13 protein-coding genes are annotated in these 14,628 nt (G+C 43.0%); 11 read left to right on the top strand and 2 right to left on the bottom strand.

Annotation, left to right across the window (positions count from 1 at the left end; translation table 11 throughout):
• Positions 1–23 precede the first annotated feature (23 nt).
• Both IF202_RS08040 and IF202_RS08035 read right to left on the bottom strand, forming a co-directional pair.
• On the bottom strand, positions 24–698 hold the full coding sequence (locus tag IF202_RS08040; RefSeq protein WP_235963364.1) for a 3'-5' exonuclease: 675 nt from the start codon (positions 696–698) through the stop codon (positions 24–26).
• Complete coding sequence (locus tag IF202_RS08035) at positions 699–2,564, bottom strand: putative nucleotidyltransferase substrate binding domain-containing protein (RefSeq protein WP_191594357.1); 1,866 nt, start codon at positions 2,562–2,564, stop codon at positions 699–701. It lies immediately after the preceding gene.
• 351 nt (positions 2,565–2,915) lie between these two features.
• Between IF202_RS08035 and IF202_RS08030 the strand changes: the two genes are divergently transcribed.
• From IF202_RS08030 to IF202_RS07980, 11 genes are all read left to right on the top strand, one after another.
• The gene (locus IF202_RS08030) at positions 2,916–3,932 is read left to right on the top strand and encodes a TRAP transporter substrate-binding protein (protein WP_191594356.1); all 1,017 of its coding nucleotides are present in this window, start codon (positions 2,916–2,918) and stop codon (positions 3,930–3,932) included.
• 82 nt (positions 3,933–4,014) lie between these two features.
• Positions 4,015–4,572 carry a TRAP transporter small permease subunit gene (locus IF202_RS08025; protein ID WP_191594355.1) on the top strand — a complete coding sequence of 186 codons (558 nt, stop codon included), beginning with the start codon at positions 4,015–4,017 and terminating at the stop codon, positions 4,570–4,572.
• Positions 4,565–5,881, top strand: coding sequence for a TRAP transporter large permease (locus tag IF202_RS08020; RefSeq protein ID WP_191594354.1), 1,317 nt, complete (start codon positions 4,565–4,567; stop codon positions 5,879–5,881). Before IF202_RS08025 ends, IF202_RS08020 begins: the two co-directional genes overlap by 8 nt.
• Before the next feature lie 90 nt (positions 5,882–5,971).
• A complete protein-coding gene (locus tag IF202_RS08015; protein WP_191594353.1) occupies positions 5,972–6,457 on the top strand; it encodes a gluconokinase in 486 nt (161 codons plus the stop codon).
• A 116-nt stretch (positions 6,458–6,573) separates the two neighbouring features.
• A complete protein-coding gene (gene gntR, locus IF202_RS08010) occupies positions 6,574–7,602 on the top strand; it encodes a gluconate operon transcriptional repressor GntR (protein ID WP_235963362.1) in 1,029 nt (342 codons plus the stop codon).
• Positions 7,603–7,720: 118 nt separating this feature from the next.
• The gene (locus tag IF202_RS08005) at positions 7,721–8,611 is read left to right on the top strand and encodes a Fe(3+) dicitrate ABC transporter substrate-binding protein (protein ID WP_191594352.1); all 891 of its coding nucleotides are present in this window, start codon (positions 7,721–7,723) and stop codon (positions 8,609–8,611) included.
• Positions 8,601–9,623, top strand: coding sequence for an iron chelate uptake ABC transporter family permease subunit (locus tag IF202_RS08000; protein WP_235963360.1), 1,023 nt, complete (start codon positions 8,601–8,603; stop codon positions 9,621–9,623). The genes IF202_RS08005 and IF202_RS08000 overlap by 11 nt, the downstream gene beginning before the upstream one ends.
• Positions 9,620–10,579, top strand: coding sequence for a Fe(3+) dicitrate ABC transporter permease subunit FecD (gene fecD / locus IF202_RS07995; protein ID WP_191594351.1), 960 nt, complete (start codon positions 9,620–9,622; stop codon positions 10,577–10,579). Before IF202_RS08000 ends, fecD begins: the two co-directional genes overlap by 4 nt.
• A 41-nt stretch (positions 10,580–10,620) precedes the next feature.
• Positions 10,621–11,388, top strand: coding sequence for a Fe(3+) dicitrate ABC transporter ATP-binding protein FecE (gene fecE / locus IF202_RS07990; RefSeq protein WP_191594350.1), 768 nt, complete (start codon positions 10,621–10,623; stop codon positions 11,386–11,388).
• A 9-nt stretch (positions 11,389–11,397) separates the two neighbouring features.
• Positions 11,398–12,294 carry a Fe(3+) dicitrate ABC transporter substrate-binding protein gene (locus IF202_RS07985; protein WP_191594349.1) on the top strand — a complete coding sequence of 299 codons (897 nt, stop codon included), beginning with the start codon at positions 11,398–11,400 and terminating at the stop codon, positions 12,292–12,294.
• A gap of 209 nt (positions 12,295–12,503) precedes the next feature.
• Positions 12,504–14,627 (top strand): TonB-dependent siderophore receptor, encoded by a 2,124-nt coding sequence (locus tag IF202_RS07980; RefSeq protein ID WP_191594348.1) that lies wholly within the window; start codon positions 12,504–12,506, stop codon positions 14,625–14,627.
• Position 14,628 lies beyond the last annotated feature (1 nt).

Here is a 14,628-nt window from a genome sequence, read left to right as displayed (position 1 = left end):
CCAGAATGCGGAACAGGTTAGCATTAACGCGGCGTAAAACAGGTTTTTCCGCTGCCCATTTGGTTTAGGTCGTGCAGACGGCAATCCGCACCTTGGTAGGCGATTTGCGCTAACAAGAGTTCCGCCGTTGCTAAGGCATCGGTTAACGCATCGTGGCCTTCATATTCAGGCAATCCGTAACGTACTCGACAAGCTCCAAGTCGAAAACCACCGTCTTGAATGGGTTGCTGGGAGCGGTTATTTTTCGTTCGCTCAATCGCCAAGGTGTCTAACCAATTGACCGAAAAAGAAGGCAAGGCGAACGCTTGCCATGATTGCTTCAAAAAGCTCAATTCCAGTGGCGCGTGATGCATGACTAAGATTCGATTTCTGAGTAAATGCCGAAGATAACGCAAAACACTTTCTTGCCTTTTACCATCGCGCTCCACATCAGAATCCATAATCATGTGAATGCCAACGTTGTCGCCAATCTCTGCATTTTCAAGCAAGATATGGCGAGCGCTGTCTAACTCAATCACACCATTTTGAATGCAAACCCAGCCAACGCTGACGATATGATCATGCTTAGCGTCCAACCCAGACGTTTCAATATCCAACACCAAATAGTTCCAATTAGCCCAATCTTGTTTTGTTGATTGACGAGACAAATGCCACGCTTTCGCCTTGTGTATCAGCTTCTGCATCGGTTCTATTAGCATCTAGCTGTAACCTCTTAAAAAGCGTTGCTGAGCCACGTCTTGCACATCGCTAATAATACTAAAGGTGGTTTTCAGATGTTTTCGTTCTAGTGAACTTAAACTTTTAGGATCTAAATACGCACTCGCTTTTCCAGTTGATTGCCAATGAGCACTCTGGGTTTCCAAGCGTAATTCATTAAGCTGATCCCATGCATCCATCAGATTACGAGCGGTATCCACGCTGATCAGCTTTTCACGAATCGCTTGTTCAATACGCTCTAAGGTTCCGACTCGATAGGTTTGGCAGGACAAGCCATACAACCTCGCTAAATCATTAATAAGCGCCAAACCTTGATGCTTCAGGTCCAATTGGTTTTTGTGTTCACCTGACGACTCTAATAAGAAGTGTCGGAAAAATCCTAATGGCGGTTTTGTCACCAAAGCACTGCGCGTCAATGTCGCTAGGAACAGACTGTTTTTACTGATTTCCAACTGCATCGATTGAATCAAACTATCTACCGCTTCTTCATTTCCGTACACGCAACGAATATCAAAGAAGATACTCGCATGAAGCAAAGCACTCGGCGCACTGCTTTTTATCCACTTGGAGAAGGCTTTTTGCCAACCTGCGCGGGTCATTCGCCATTCAGGGTTGCTCGCCATAATATTGCCAGGGCAAAGTCGAACACCGCATAAGCCTAATCCCTGACACACAAATTCAGACAAGTTAGCGAAATAGACACTTTCCTCTTCTGAAGGATCACGCTCTAACATCAAACCGTTGTCTTGATCACTGCCTAACGATTGGTCTTTGCGCGCTTGAGAACCAAACACTAAAAATTGAAAGGCCATCGGCGCGGGGCCAAACTTTTCCAGTCCAAGTTCAATCAAGCGCCGCGTTAAATTGTCGCTGACTGTCGCCAATACTTTGCCAATATCAGCTGGCTTCATGTCCGTTACGATCAAATTAATGATCAAGGTTGGCCATTGTTTACAAACGTGAGCCAAGGTCTCTACATTTTGCTGCCGGTGAATCTGATTAATTAATAACAGTGGGCTAAGTTCTTGATGACGTAATAAATCCGCTGCGGTTAACATACCAACGGCGTTTTGCTTATCATCAACGATAGGCAAATGGTGAATATTGCTTTCACTCATTAAGGTCTGCGCCTCCATTACTAGAGATTCCGGAAGCAAACTCACCGGCGAGGCCGTCATGACATCGGCCACTAGAGAGTCTGACGAACCTCCCAACGCCAATATTCGTGAACGTAAATCTCGATCTGTGACGATACCCAATAAGCGCGAACCATCTACCACCAAAATCGAACTGACTCGCGCTTCTGTCATGCGCATGGCAATGGTTTGTACGGTTTCAGTGGGCGATGCCAAAATCAGCTGGCGTGTCATGATGTGGGCAACTGGTGTAGAAAGCTGCAATGCTGGCGAAGCCAGTTCATTACTCTGGCTACGAGACAATTTTCTCAAGCGATTATGGCGAGTGTGTTCAAAGAAAAGACCAAAGGCTTCGTTCTTTTCAAGTGCCTCTAAAAAGTGAGTTTTATCAAATCGATACACCAAGCTGTCTTCCATGGCGACAACTTGTAAACCGTCAGGGTTTTGCGACATGGCGCTCGACACACCAAAGCATTCACCATCCGCAATTTGATCCACCAGCCCGCCTTTTGGCGTACGAATTTCACACGCCCCTCGACGAATCAAATGTACCGTTGCCGCTTCGTTTTCCAATGACAAAACTTGACCTTGGCGGACGTACAACATGGAAACGCCGGTTAATAAGCGGGTTCTTTCTGGTAAATCTAAGCTCGAAAAAGGAGGAATAGTTGTAATGAATTTGTGGACTTCAGGAATATCTATGGCAGCCATATTATTATTCTCTTAACCAATAAAAAAAACCTAATAAATAAGAGACTAATCAATAAGCGACTAATCAGTAAGAGAGTGTGCGCTTTTATTATAGATAACAAAACGTTTCTTAGACCAATGTCTAAAGCTAAGAAAAGCCACATACATACTTTTAGGCACAATACGTTTTGATTTCGCTGAGTTAGATTTCTTTTATATATCAATCGACTATAAAATCTTTCACTCAATTCACTATCTAACGCTTGACTAGAAGGAAAAGTTACCGGTAACATTCACTTTAGAGTTACCGGTAACATATGATCGGAATTAATACTCTTTTCCTAAAAAAAATAATCATCAGGAAGTAAAATCATGAGCAAGATTAGTACAGTTCTTCTAACTGCCACTTTAGCTGGCGCACTCTCTACTTCTGCTATTGCTGCAGATTACAAATTCAAGTTCCAGTCTTCCGATCCAGCGGGCGACAAAAACTTCCAAGTTCAAAAAGAGTGGACGGAACGCGTTGAAGCCATGACTGGCGGTCGTGTTCATATCGATTTACTGCCTGTTGGTAGTGTTTTTAAACATACTGAAACCCTTGATGGCATCAAATTGGGCATCTTAGATGGCCACATCACTGCAACGGAATTTTTCTCCGGTAAAGATCCAGCATTTGGATTAATTGGTAATACAGTTGGCGCATGGTCAAGTACTCAGCAACTTCTACAATACGTAAACTACGGTGGTGGTTACGAGTTAATGACTGAACTTTACGCACCTTACGGCGTGAAATTCATCGGCGGTTCAACTACTGGAGTAGAGTCTTTTGTTTCTCGTGTTCCATTGAACGGCGTGGAAGATCTTAAAGGTCTAAAACTTCGCGCTCCAGAAGGTTTGGTTCAGCGCGTATTTGCCGCTGCAGGCGCGGCGCCAGTAAATCTACCTGGTTCTGAAGTATTCACTGGCCTAAGCAAAGGCGTTATTGATGCGGCTGACTACACGGTTTTTTCCACAAACCAAAAAGCCGGTATGAATGACATTGCAACACACCCTGTGCAGCCTGGTTTCCATTCTTTACCATTGATCGATATTTCAATGAATCAAAAGAAATGGGACAAATTACCAGCGGATATCCAAGCAATTCTTACGGTATCGGTACGTGACTTTGCTCAAGATATAACAACTCAATTGAATATCGCAGATCAAATCGCGGTAAAAGCAGCACAAGCTGATCCAAATATCACAATTCATGATTGGTCTGCTGAAGAGCGTAAGAAATTCCGTGCGATTGCTCGTACGCAATGGGAAGAGTTTGCTAAGGGTTCAAAAAATGCCCAGAAAGTATACGATTCAATTACGACCTACCTAGAAACAAACGGTCTTCTTTAAGCTGTAAATACACAACTTAGATGATTTATTAAGCCACGCAAAGCAGGCGTAATTTTACGCCTGCTTTTCATTGGACCCTATTATGAAAGACACCATTCATCCTCCTGTTACAGATAACTCCGACGAGCCAAAAAACGCTTTAGATCGTTTTATTTATAAGCTTGGTAATGCTTTGAGTTTATTGTTTATCCTCACCGTTGCTATTTCTTTTTACGAAGTACTCATGCGCTATGTATTCAACGCACCTACTATTTGGGTACACGAAACAGCTTCCTTTCTAGGTGGTTGTTTATTTGTTTACGGCGGAATTTATGCGATGTCAATTAACAAACACGTTCGTGTCGTGCTGATCTACGATATGGTTTCAGACACAACTCGACGTTGGTTAAATATTTTTCACCATATTATGGGGCTAATTTTTTCGAGCTTATTAAGTTGGGCAGCCTATCAAATGGTACAAGATTCCTGGTTTTCGCCATTCGGTGAAATGCGTTTAGAAACATCTGGTTCAGCTTGGAATCCTGCGTTTCCAGCGCTAGTAAAAGGCATGATTTTTCTTACCTTAAGTATCATGTTTATACAATTTTTACTGCACCTAATCCAAGAGATTAATGGCCTAAGGAAACGCAAAAATGTTTGATTTATCTGTTATGGGCATAGGCTACGGCAGCCTACTCATGCTCGGTTCTATGATTCTATTATTGCTAACGGGTATGCAGTTGGCGTTTGTTACCGCTCTTGTTGCGTTGGTTTTTGCAGTCGGTTGGTTTGGTGTTGGTGCATTGCCGCTGATTACTAGCCGCCTATACAGTTTTGTCGGCAGCTATGTTTTCCTCGCCGTTCCCATGTTTGTCCTAATGGCGGCACTGCTGGATAGGTCTGGCATTGCCCGCGATCTGTTTGATGCAATGAAGGTATTTGGCCGTAAACTTCGTGGCGGTGTTGCGGTACAAACATTATTAGTCGCAATTGTTTTAGCTTCTATGTCTGGCGTTATCGGTGGTGAAACCGTTCTGCTTGGCATTCTAGCGTTACCGCAAATGTTACGTCTCGGCTATAACCGTAAGCTCGCCATCGGAACAACTTGTGCTGGGGGTGCGTTAGGTACCATGTTACCGCCAAGTATCGTACTGATTATCTACGGTTTAACCGCCAGTGTTTCTATTGGTGATTTATTTAAAGCCGCATTTTTACCTGCTTTTATATTGGCTTTTGCCTACATGGCTTACGTACTTATTTTATGTCGTATCCATCCTGAATATGCGCCGTTACCAACAGAAGAAGAGCTTGCCGCTGACGATGATATCAACTATTTCAAGGCACTTTTCTTTCCCCTACTTACAGTAATGATCGTTTTAGGCAGTATTTATTTAGGTGTCGCATCGGTAACAGAAGCGTCTGCACTGGGTGTTGTCGGTATTTTGATTAGTGCCGCTATTCGCGGTGAACTTAATTTTTCCATGATCAAAGACAGCGCTAAAGCGACCATGAGCACCTGTGGCATGATCATCTGGATCGGTATCGGTGCAACCGCGCTTGTTGGTGTTTACAACCTTATGGGCGGTATCGATTTTGTTGAAGAAATCATACTTGCTCTAAGTGGTGGCAGCGTCATGGGCACCGTCATGATCATGATGTTGATTCTATTTGTCTTAGGTATGTTCTTAGATTGGGTAGGAGTCGCATTATTAACCATGCCAATCTTTGTGCCCATTATTACAGGTCTAGGCTTAGATCCAATTTGGTTTGGTGTCGTGTTCTGTTTAAATATGCAGGTATCTTTCTTGTCGCCGCCTTTTGGTCCTGCCGCTTTCTACCTTAAATCTGTTGCACCTAAAGACATTAGTCTAGGTGAAATATTCAGCTCTTTACTTCCTTTTATTGGTATCCAAGTTGTCGTGCTCGCCTTGGTTATATTTTTCCCAGAATTGGCCCTTTGGTGGAAATAGTCAACGGAGAAAAAATACCTCTAAAGACGATTTTTTGAACGATACAGATACACCCTTGCTGATAACAGCAAGGGATAAGGATTTAACAATATGATTAAAAAAATTGTGGTACTGGGCGTGTCAGGCTCAGGCAAGTCACTAATAGGTAAAAACATCGCAGATAAACTTGGCTATCGTTTCTTTGATGGTGATGATTTTCACAGTGAAGCCAATGTAGCAAAAATGAGTCAAGGTATTCCGCTAACAGATGACGACAGAAAAGATTGGTTAGCTGCACTCAACAGATTATTAATTGATAACCCAACCGCTGTTATTGCCTGCTCTGGGTTAAAGCCAGAATACCGAACCATGCTCCGTCAAGGTTTAGAGGGTGTGGCTATGATTTATTTGAAAGGCAGTATCGATACAATCTGGGAGCGTCACCAAAAACGTAACGACCATTATTTTAAAGGTCGTGAGATGCTAGAAAGCCAATTTTCAACCTTGATTGAACCTACAGAAGAAGAAGCATTTGTCATTGATATTGCTCAAGACGCAGATGCAGTTTTGAACGAAGCACTTTCGTTTTTATCTTAAAATCAAAGAAAAAAGGCATAACAACTAGGTTATGCCTTTTAAAGACAATCACACTAAATTACCTATTTTTGTTTCTAGCCATGAATTGCTTATGCTAATGTTACAGGTAACAATTCATGGACACATCTCTTGATATGAAAAGCTCAGGTATGAAAAATAAGCGCCCCACACTACAAGATGTTGCAAATTTAGTTGGCGTAACAAAAATGACGGTGAGTCGCTTCCTGAAAAATTCTGATCAAGTCTCTCCTCCGCTAAGAATAAAAATCAAAGAAGCATTAGACGATTTAGGCTACATACCTAATCGCGCACCTGATATTTTATCCAAATCTAAAAGCCACGCGATTGGCGTCTTACTACCATCCTTAACCAATCACGTTTTTGCCGAAGTAATACGCGGAGTTGAGTCAATCTTAGAGCCTGCAGGCTACCAAACTATGTTGGCTCATTATGGCTACAGTCAAGAAGCCGAAGAATCCCGTATTGCCACCTTACTTTCTTATAATGTTGATGGTCTTATCATTTCTGAAAGTTATCATACTGAACGGGTTCGAAAAATGCTTAGCGTGGCTGGCATTCCAGTTATTGAAATCATGGACTCTACATCGCCACCAATTGAACAAGCCATTGGTATTGATAACCAAGCAGCCGCTTATGCCATGACAGAATGCATGATCAAAAAAGGTCATACTAAAATTGTCTATTTCGCGGCTCGAATGGACCAAAGAACTTTATTAAGATTGCAGGGCTACAAAGCAGCAATGCATGACAATGGCTTAACTGAAATGTGTATCAGCACAGACAGCGCATCCTCTTTTTCATTGGGTGAACAGTTCATGAAAGAAGCCTTAGAAAAACAACCTGACACAGATGGCATCTTTTGTACCAATGATGATTTAGCGATTGGTGCTCTCTTTGCTTGTCAGAAGGCAGGTATTAAAGTTCCAGAAGAAATGGGCATTGCTGGTTTTCATGGACACGATATAGCAAGGGTCATGGTGCCATTATTAGCGACCGTCATTACGCCTCGTGAAGAGATTGGTCGCTTGGCGGCGGAGCATTTATTGTCTCGTTTGAAAGGTAATCCCGTCACTGAAAAAGTCATCAATTTACCCTTCAAAATAGAGCCAGGAGAAAGTATTTAGCACCTTCCTGAACGTATAATGATAGAAAACTTTGTTTTGATAGTTAATCAACAACACTTTAAATAGAATTGAGAAGTGTTATCATTAGTAACAACTATTATCCAAAAAGGTTTTACTAATGCTGCGCTTCCTTTCCGCGATCTCTATCGTTTTTTTATTCTGTTTTTCAGCCTTTTCTCATGCGGTAACTGTAGAGGACAGTAAAGGCACTTTTACTCTAGACTACACACCACAACGTATTGTTGTTTTAGAATTTTCCTTTGCTGATGCTTTGGCTTCCGTGGGCATCAGCCCTGTTGGTATTGCGGATGACAAAGACGCGACTCGTGTCTTAAAAGAAGTTCGAGATGTGATCGGTGATTGGCAATCTGTCGGTACTCGCTCGCAGCCTAGTTTAGAAGTGATTGCGTCGTTGAAGCCTGATTTGATCATTGCAGACATTGGACGTCATGAAAGCGTATACGAAGATCTGCAGAAAATAGCTCCCACTTTAATTTTACCATCACGTCGCGAGACTTACGAAGATAGCCTCAAAGCGGCAGCCATTATTGGCAAGGTGGTTGGGAAAGAAGCTCAAATACAACAGCGCTTGCAAGAACACAGAGTCAGCATGCAAAACTCCGCGAAGCAACTCCCAGAAAATGCTGAAGTGCAATTCACCGTAGCACGAAAAGACAGCCTTTATATTCATACGGCAAATTCCTATGCTGGCGGCGTGATTCACGCATTGGGCTTACAAAATCCGCCATTGAGTCGTGATGACAAACAAGCAAGCCGTCAGATTGGTTTAGAACAACTGCTGGCAATTAACCCTGAATATTTAATCGTTGGGGAATATACGTCACCTAATGTAGTGGATAATTGGCAGAGCGAACCTTTGTGGTCCGTACTAAAAGTTGCCCGTAACAAACATGTTCATCGCGTTAACGGTAACGTCTGGGCACGTTGCCGTGGAATCATGGCTGCTGAAAGAATGGCTCAAGATTTAGTGACGGTGCTTGCAAAATAACACCATGTTGAATGTATTCAAAAACCTTCCCTACCTAGGACAGTATTTCATACTGTCCTTTTTACTTTGCTTATTTGCTTGGTTGTCTTTGTTTTCTTGGTCCATTGTGCCGATTACAGGGCAACAAGCATTAACCGCTTTACTGCATCCAGACAAAAACATTATTGCTCACAGCATTGTGCTGGACTTACGCTTACCACGCGTACTAGTTGCAGCGGTTGTTGGGGCTTGTTTGGCTGTCGCCGGTGCGATTATGCAAGGTCTTACTCGTAACCCGCTGGCTTCGCCTTCCGTATTGGGCGTTAACGCGGGTGCCGCACTTGGTATGGCAACGGTATCAACCATCGCACCTTGGTTTGGTTTATTCGGTACATCTGTTGCCGCCATTATTGGTGGCGCGATTACTTGGAGTTTAGTCATGTTGTTGGGTGCTGCATGGCGTGGTGGTAACGAACATGGTCGACTTGTTTTGGCTGGCGTAGCCATTTCAGCTTTATGTGCCGCACTAACAAAAGCCATGATAATTTTGCATGAAGATCAAGCCGCTGGTGTATTAACCTGGTTAGCAGGCAGTGTTGCTGATGCCCGTTGGAGTCATTGGCAACAGCTTTGGCCAATGGCGTTGGTTGGTTTGCTTGGCGCTTTTTTAATGAGCCCTACGTTGAATTTACTCAATCTTGGTGAAGACAACGCACGCAGTTTAGGCGTAAAACTAGGTTGGGCTCGGGTTATTTGCAGTTTATTAGTGTTACTTCTCGTCGGTGCTGCATTGAGTGTGGCGGGGTCCATCGCCTTTATTGGTTTGTTAGTGCCTCATATGGCGAAATCATTGGTTGGGCAAGATCATCGCAAAGTACTACCGATCGCGGCGATAATGGGCGCACTGTTAGTCATGATTGCGGATGTCGTCAGTCGCTCTATTATCTATCCCATCGAAACGCCAGCTGGTGCAATTTTGGCGCTTATTGGCGCACCGTTCTTTATCTATATGGTGAGGGCACGAACCTCATGAGAACCTTATTCGTTTCTTTCTCTTTATTCTCTCTGTTAGCTTTTCTGGTTGTTCTTAGCTTGTCTTTCGGCGCTGTCAGTTTGTCTATTAGCGAAATTTTAAGTGGCTTTACACCGGATTCAGAATTCTATTTTACGATCCATGAGTATCGTTTTCCGAGAGCCGTTCTTGCTGTATTAGTTGGCGCAATGATGGCGCTGTCTGGTGCTTTAGTACAAGGCGTGATTCGTAACCCATTGGCTTCACCAGATGTATTAGGTGTCAGTCAAGGCGCAGGTCTGGCTGCCGTTGTGCTAATGACTCTGTTTCCCAGTGTGTCTATTTTCTGGCTACCTTGGGCGGCGTTAGCAGGCGGCATATCGGCGGCATTGTTGCTTTGGGCATTGTGTGGCGCACACAGCAGTGCTATTAAGTTGGCTATTACTGGCGTTGCTATGGCGGCTCTGTACAGCAGCGCTGTGGATTTTCTCATGCTGACTCGACCACTTGAAATCAATAATGCCTTGTTATGGCTAACGGGCAGTTTATGGGGAAGAGGTTGGGATCAGGTGTTTATGATTCTGCCTTGGTTGGTGTTACTGCCTTTGGCTTTTTGGTTGGCGAAGCGAATGAACCTTATTTCTCTAGGAGATGAAGTCGCCACCAGCTTAGGCGTTTCTATTCCAGTTACACGCCTATCTGCCTTAGCAATTGCTGTTGGCTTAACAGCATCTTGCGTGGCTATTTGTGGTCCGATTGGCTTTTTAGGACTAATTGCGCCCCATTTGGCGCGTCGTTTGGTTGGTGGTCGTCATCAAATTTTACTGCCTTGCTCCATGGTGGTTGGTATGGTGATTTTATTGCTGGCAGATTTATTGGCTCGCACGATTAACCCACCAATAGAACTGCCCGCTGGCATTATGACGGCGATTATTGGCGCACCGTATTTTCTTTGGCTTTTGCTTAAAACCAGATAGAACCGTATTCATAAGACAACATTCATAGGACAACATGCTTTATGTCGCTTAGCACTCATAATTTATCGGTTGGTTATCACGATAAAGCCATTGTGAAAGATGTCAGCCTGATAATTCCAGATGGCAAGATTGTGGCCCTACTCGGGCCAAACGGTTGCGGTAAATCGACGCTACTCAAAGCCATGTCACGTATTTTATCGCCTATGGAAGGTGAGATTCATTGGCAAGGTAAAAACCTGCTTACAGAACCGTCTCGCTACTTGGCAACACAACTCGCTTTATTACCTCAAACGCAACCGATCCCAGAAGGTATTAAGGTGAAGGACTTAGTCGCCTATGGCCGTAGTCCTTATACAGGTTTTTGGGGGAGGCTAACCACCGACGACAACAAAGTCATTCAAGATGCGATGGATAAAGTCGGTGTGGCGGAACTTGCAGAACAGTTGGTCAGTGAGTTATCTGGTGGACAGAGACAGCGTGTTTGGCTCGCTATGACGCTCGCTCAAGACACACCTTATTTGTTGTTAGACGAGCCAACAACCTACATGGATTTAAGTCATCAAGTTGAGCTTATGGAATTATTTAAAACATTGAATGATGCAGGGAAAACCATCGTCACTGTACTTCATGACATCAATCAAGCAGCGCGTTATTGCGATCATTTAATCGTAATGAAAGACGGTGAAATCATCACACAAGGCGAACCAGAAACCGTGCTGACGAAAGACATGCTGAAATCAGTGTTTTCTTTAAACGCCCAAATACACCAAGACCCAATCGCTAAAACACCCATGTGTGTTGTCGAATAAAGGCCAACCATGAACCTATTCTCAAAAATTCTATTTACGGCTCTTTGCTTCTTATTTTCCATAATGTCGAAAGCGGTGACAGTACAAGACAGCCAAGGTACTTTCACTCTGGATTATGTGCCAAAACGTATCGTAGTTTTAGAGTTCTCTTTTGTGGATGCTCTAGCATCTATAAATGCCAGACCTATCGGTATTGCGGACGACAAAGACAAAACACGAATCATCAAACAGATAAAAGACATCATAGGAGACTGGCAATCGGTTGGTACACGATCACAACCAAGCTTAGAAGTCATTGCGTCTTTGAATCCGGATCTGATCATTGCCGACTTTGATCGCCATGCAGTCATTTACGAAGATTTAAACAAAATCGCGCCCACCTTAATTCTGCCATCCCGTCGTGTGGTTTATGAAAAAAACATCGAAGCCGCTACCGTGATTGGTAAAGTGCTCGGTAAAGACAAAGAAATGCAGGCGCGTTTAGCCCAACATAAAGACATTATGGCTGGATTTGCAAAACAGCTCCCTCAAAATATTGAAGTACAATTTGGTGTCGCTCAAGAAAACTATATTTCCATGCATCCGGGAAAATCTTATGTTGGCAGCGTTATTCAGTCTTTGGGAATAGCCACACCAGCGTTCATAAAAGATCAAAAAGCCTCCGTACATACAGGGCTTGAACAACTGCTCGCTATAAACCCTCAATACTTGATTATTGGACATTACAGCAACAAAGATATTGTGAATATTTGGGAAAATGAATACTTGTGGGGATTATTACGAGCAGTCCAAAATAAACAGGTTTATCACACAAATGATCCCAATGTTTGGTCACGGGCCAGAGGAACCATGGCGGCGGAAGTCATCGCTCAGGAATTGGTAAGAATACTAGGAAAGGAAGGCTAAAGTCTCATCAAGCGAAATAACCGTCGTATATTCATCATGGAGATTGGCGAGTGACATAGCATGCACTTCTTCGGCACTGCGCGCTCGTCCATCAAAATCGGCTTACCGACAAATTCATCTCCCAAATAGTTAATCTACAAATGTAATTGATAATCATTATTGAAAGCATTACCATATCAATCCTTCTTCATCTATACGGTTTCTATACAATGTTAAAAACATCTATCTTAATGATGCAAGCTTGCGGAGCGCTTGTATTTTCTACTGCTATTTTTGCCGAAGGATCAGCAAACAGCACATCATCTAACGACACGGTTGAGCTTCAAGTACTTCAGGTAGAAGGCCGTGCGCTAACACTATATAAAGAAGATGAAGCTTCTGTCGGCACACGAACTAACACTTCGATTGATGAAACACCTCAGTCTGTTCAAGTCATCACACAAGACCTGATTGAGGATCTAGCAGCAAACGAAGCACCAGACCTTTTCCGTTCTATTTCTGGTCTTTCCTACTTAAATTACGGCATAGTTAAAATGCGCGGCTTCGAACAAGAAAGCCAAGTACTTTACGATGGTGTGAAAGGCGACCCGTTCAGAACCTTTACTATTCCTCAGCTTTTCAATATTGAGGAAGTCCAAGTTTTAAAAGGCCCTTCTGGCGCGCTTTATGGTGCAGGTGAAGCCGGTGGTGTGATCAATTATGTAACTAAAAAACCAACTTACGAGCAGAAAAATACGATTGAAGTAACGGCTGGTAACAAAGATTTTATAAGTGGCAGTGTTGAATCTTCTGGCACAGCGAATGAAGATGGTTCCCAGCGCTATCGCGTGGGTATTTATGGCAGCACCGAAGGTTCTTACCGTAACAATGTAGAAGAAGATAATGAAATCATTGACCTTGGCTACGCTTGGGATATCAACGATGACACAACCTTAACACTGCAATACACACACTTTTACCAATTAGGTGAACGTTTACGCGGTGTACCAATTGATTCCGATGGTAATTTCTTAACAGACATTTCATGGAACAGTAACGAGCCAGATGATTATCAAGAATTTGAAGCCGATATATTCCAAACCAACTTACAACACTCTATTAATAGTTGGTTAGACAGTAACTTCACTTTACGTTATTACGAAACAGAAGAAACTATTAAATATCACCAAGCTAGAGCTTTAATCGATAATGATTCTGACGGAGTTTATGATGAAGTATCTCGTCGATACCAAGATCAAACTCGTATCTATAAAGGACTCGATCTAGCCTCTTACTTTGTGGCAGATTTAGACGATCATACCTTAGTAACCGGTGCAGATTACCACTTCGCTAGTGAAGACGAATTGTTCATTTATGCTGATAAAGAAGCTGACGGTGTCTCTAATTTAAGCTTAACCGACCCTACTTATGATGACGACATCAGCTCTTATGTTATGGATGTAGATAGAGATAGGGTAACTGAGCTAAATCAAATTGGTGCTTATATTCAAGACCAATGGCAAGCCACAAACAAGTTAAACCTCTTAGCCAGTGCTCGTCTTGATTACTTTTCTGAAGATTTTGTAGATAATACAGACTCATCAGAAAATGCCTCATATGATGATATTGGCTACTCTACTCGCTTAGGTGCGACTTATGATCTCAACAAGGAATTTAAACCTTACACTTCCTTTTCCACAAGTCTGACCCCACAAAGCGCTTCTGACCAAGCCGATTCGGAAGATGGTAGTCTGTTTGATCCGGAAGAAGCGAAACAATTTGAAGTCGGTGTACGCAGCTATTTGCTAAATAACCGATTGAACGTCAATACTGCGGTTTATCATATCGTCCGTAACAATACGATTACTGAAGATGATGACGACAATACCGTGGCTGTTGGTGAGGTTCAAAGCCAAGGCTTCGAAGTCGATGTTCTTGTGGACATTACACCACGTTGGGTTGCCAATATCAGTTACACATACACTGATGTAGAAGTCAGCGATATCGCAGACGAAGGAGATGCAGACCGAATTTTAGCTAACAACCCATATCATCAAATAGGTCTATGGACTCGCTATGAATTTCCTAACATAGATTCGTCTATTGCGTTTGGTGCTGAATACGTCGGCGAAAGAACAGATCGTACAGATGCTGATGACGGAGGACCATATACCATTCCGTCATACACTATTTATGATATTTCTTGGCAAACACGATGGCAGGATTGGAAATTCCAGGCCAACATCAAAAACTTATTTGATAATAAATACGCACTTTCAGGCTTTAATGACGTATCAGGAGCTATCGTTGGTGAGCGTCGTCGGATTTATTTAAGTGCGGCTTACGATTTCTAAA

Source organism: Marinomonas colpomeniae, from assembly GCF_014803385.1.
Taxonomy (GTDB): domain Bacteria; phylum Pseudomonadota; class Gammaproteobacteria; order Pseudomonadales; family Marinomonadaceae; genus Marinomonas; species Marinomonas colpomeniae.
Note: the sequence above shows the minus strand (reverse complement) of the source record. Positions and strands in the feature narration are given on the sequence as shown.

Coding starts and splice junctions, on each gene's coding strand:
- IF202_RS08005 (WP_191594352.1), top strand. CDS start 7,721: ATGCTGCGCTTCCTTTCCGCGATCTCTATCGTTTTTTTATTCTGTTTT.
- IF202_RS08035 (WP_191594357.1), bottom strand. CDS start 2,564: ATGGCTGCCATAGATATTCCTGAAGTCCACAAATTCATTACAACTATT.
- fecE (WP_191594350.1), top strand. CDS start 10,621: ATGTCGCTTAGCACTCATAATTTATCGGTTGGTTATCACGATAAAGCC.
- IF202_RS07985 (WP_191594349.1), top strand. CDS start 11,398: ATGAACCTATTCTCAAAAATTCTATTTACGGCTCTTTGCTTCTTATTT.
- IF202_RS07980 (WP_191594348.1), top strand. CDS start 12,504: ATGTTAAAAACATCTATCTTAATGATGCAAGCTTGCGGAGCGCTTGTA.
- gntR (WP_235963362.1), top strand. CDS start 6,574: ATGGACACATCTCTTGATATGAAAAGCTCAGGTATGAAAAATAAGCGC.
- IF202_RS08015 (WP_191594353.1), top strand. CDS start 5,972: ATGATTAAAAAAATTGTGGTACTGGGCGTGTCAGGCTCAGGCAAGTCA.
- IF202_RS08040 (WP_235963364.1), bottom strand. CDS start 698: ATGCTAATAGAACCGATGCAGAAGCTGATACACAAGGCGAAAGCGTGG.
- IF202_RS08020 (WP_191594354.1), top strand. CDS start 4,565: ATGTTTGATTTATCTGTTATGGGCATAGGCTACGGCAGCCTACTCATG.
- IF202_RS08025 (WP_191594355.1), top strand. CDS start 4,015: ATGAAAGACACCATTCATCCTCCTGTTACAGATAACTCCGACGAGCCA.
- fecD (WP_191594351.1), top strand. CDS start 9,620: ATGAGAACCTTATTCGTTTCTTTCTCTTTATTCTCTCTGTTAGCTTTT.
- IF202_RS08030 (WP_191594356.1), top strand. CDS start 2,916: ATGAGCAAGATTAGTACAGTTCTTCTAACTGCCACTTTAGCTGGCGCA.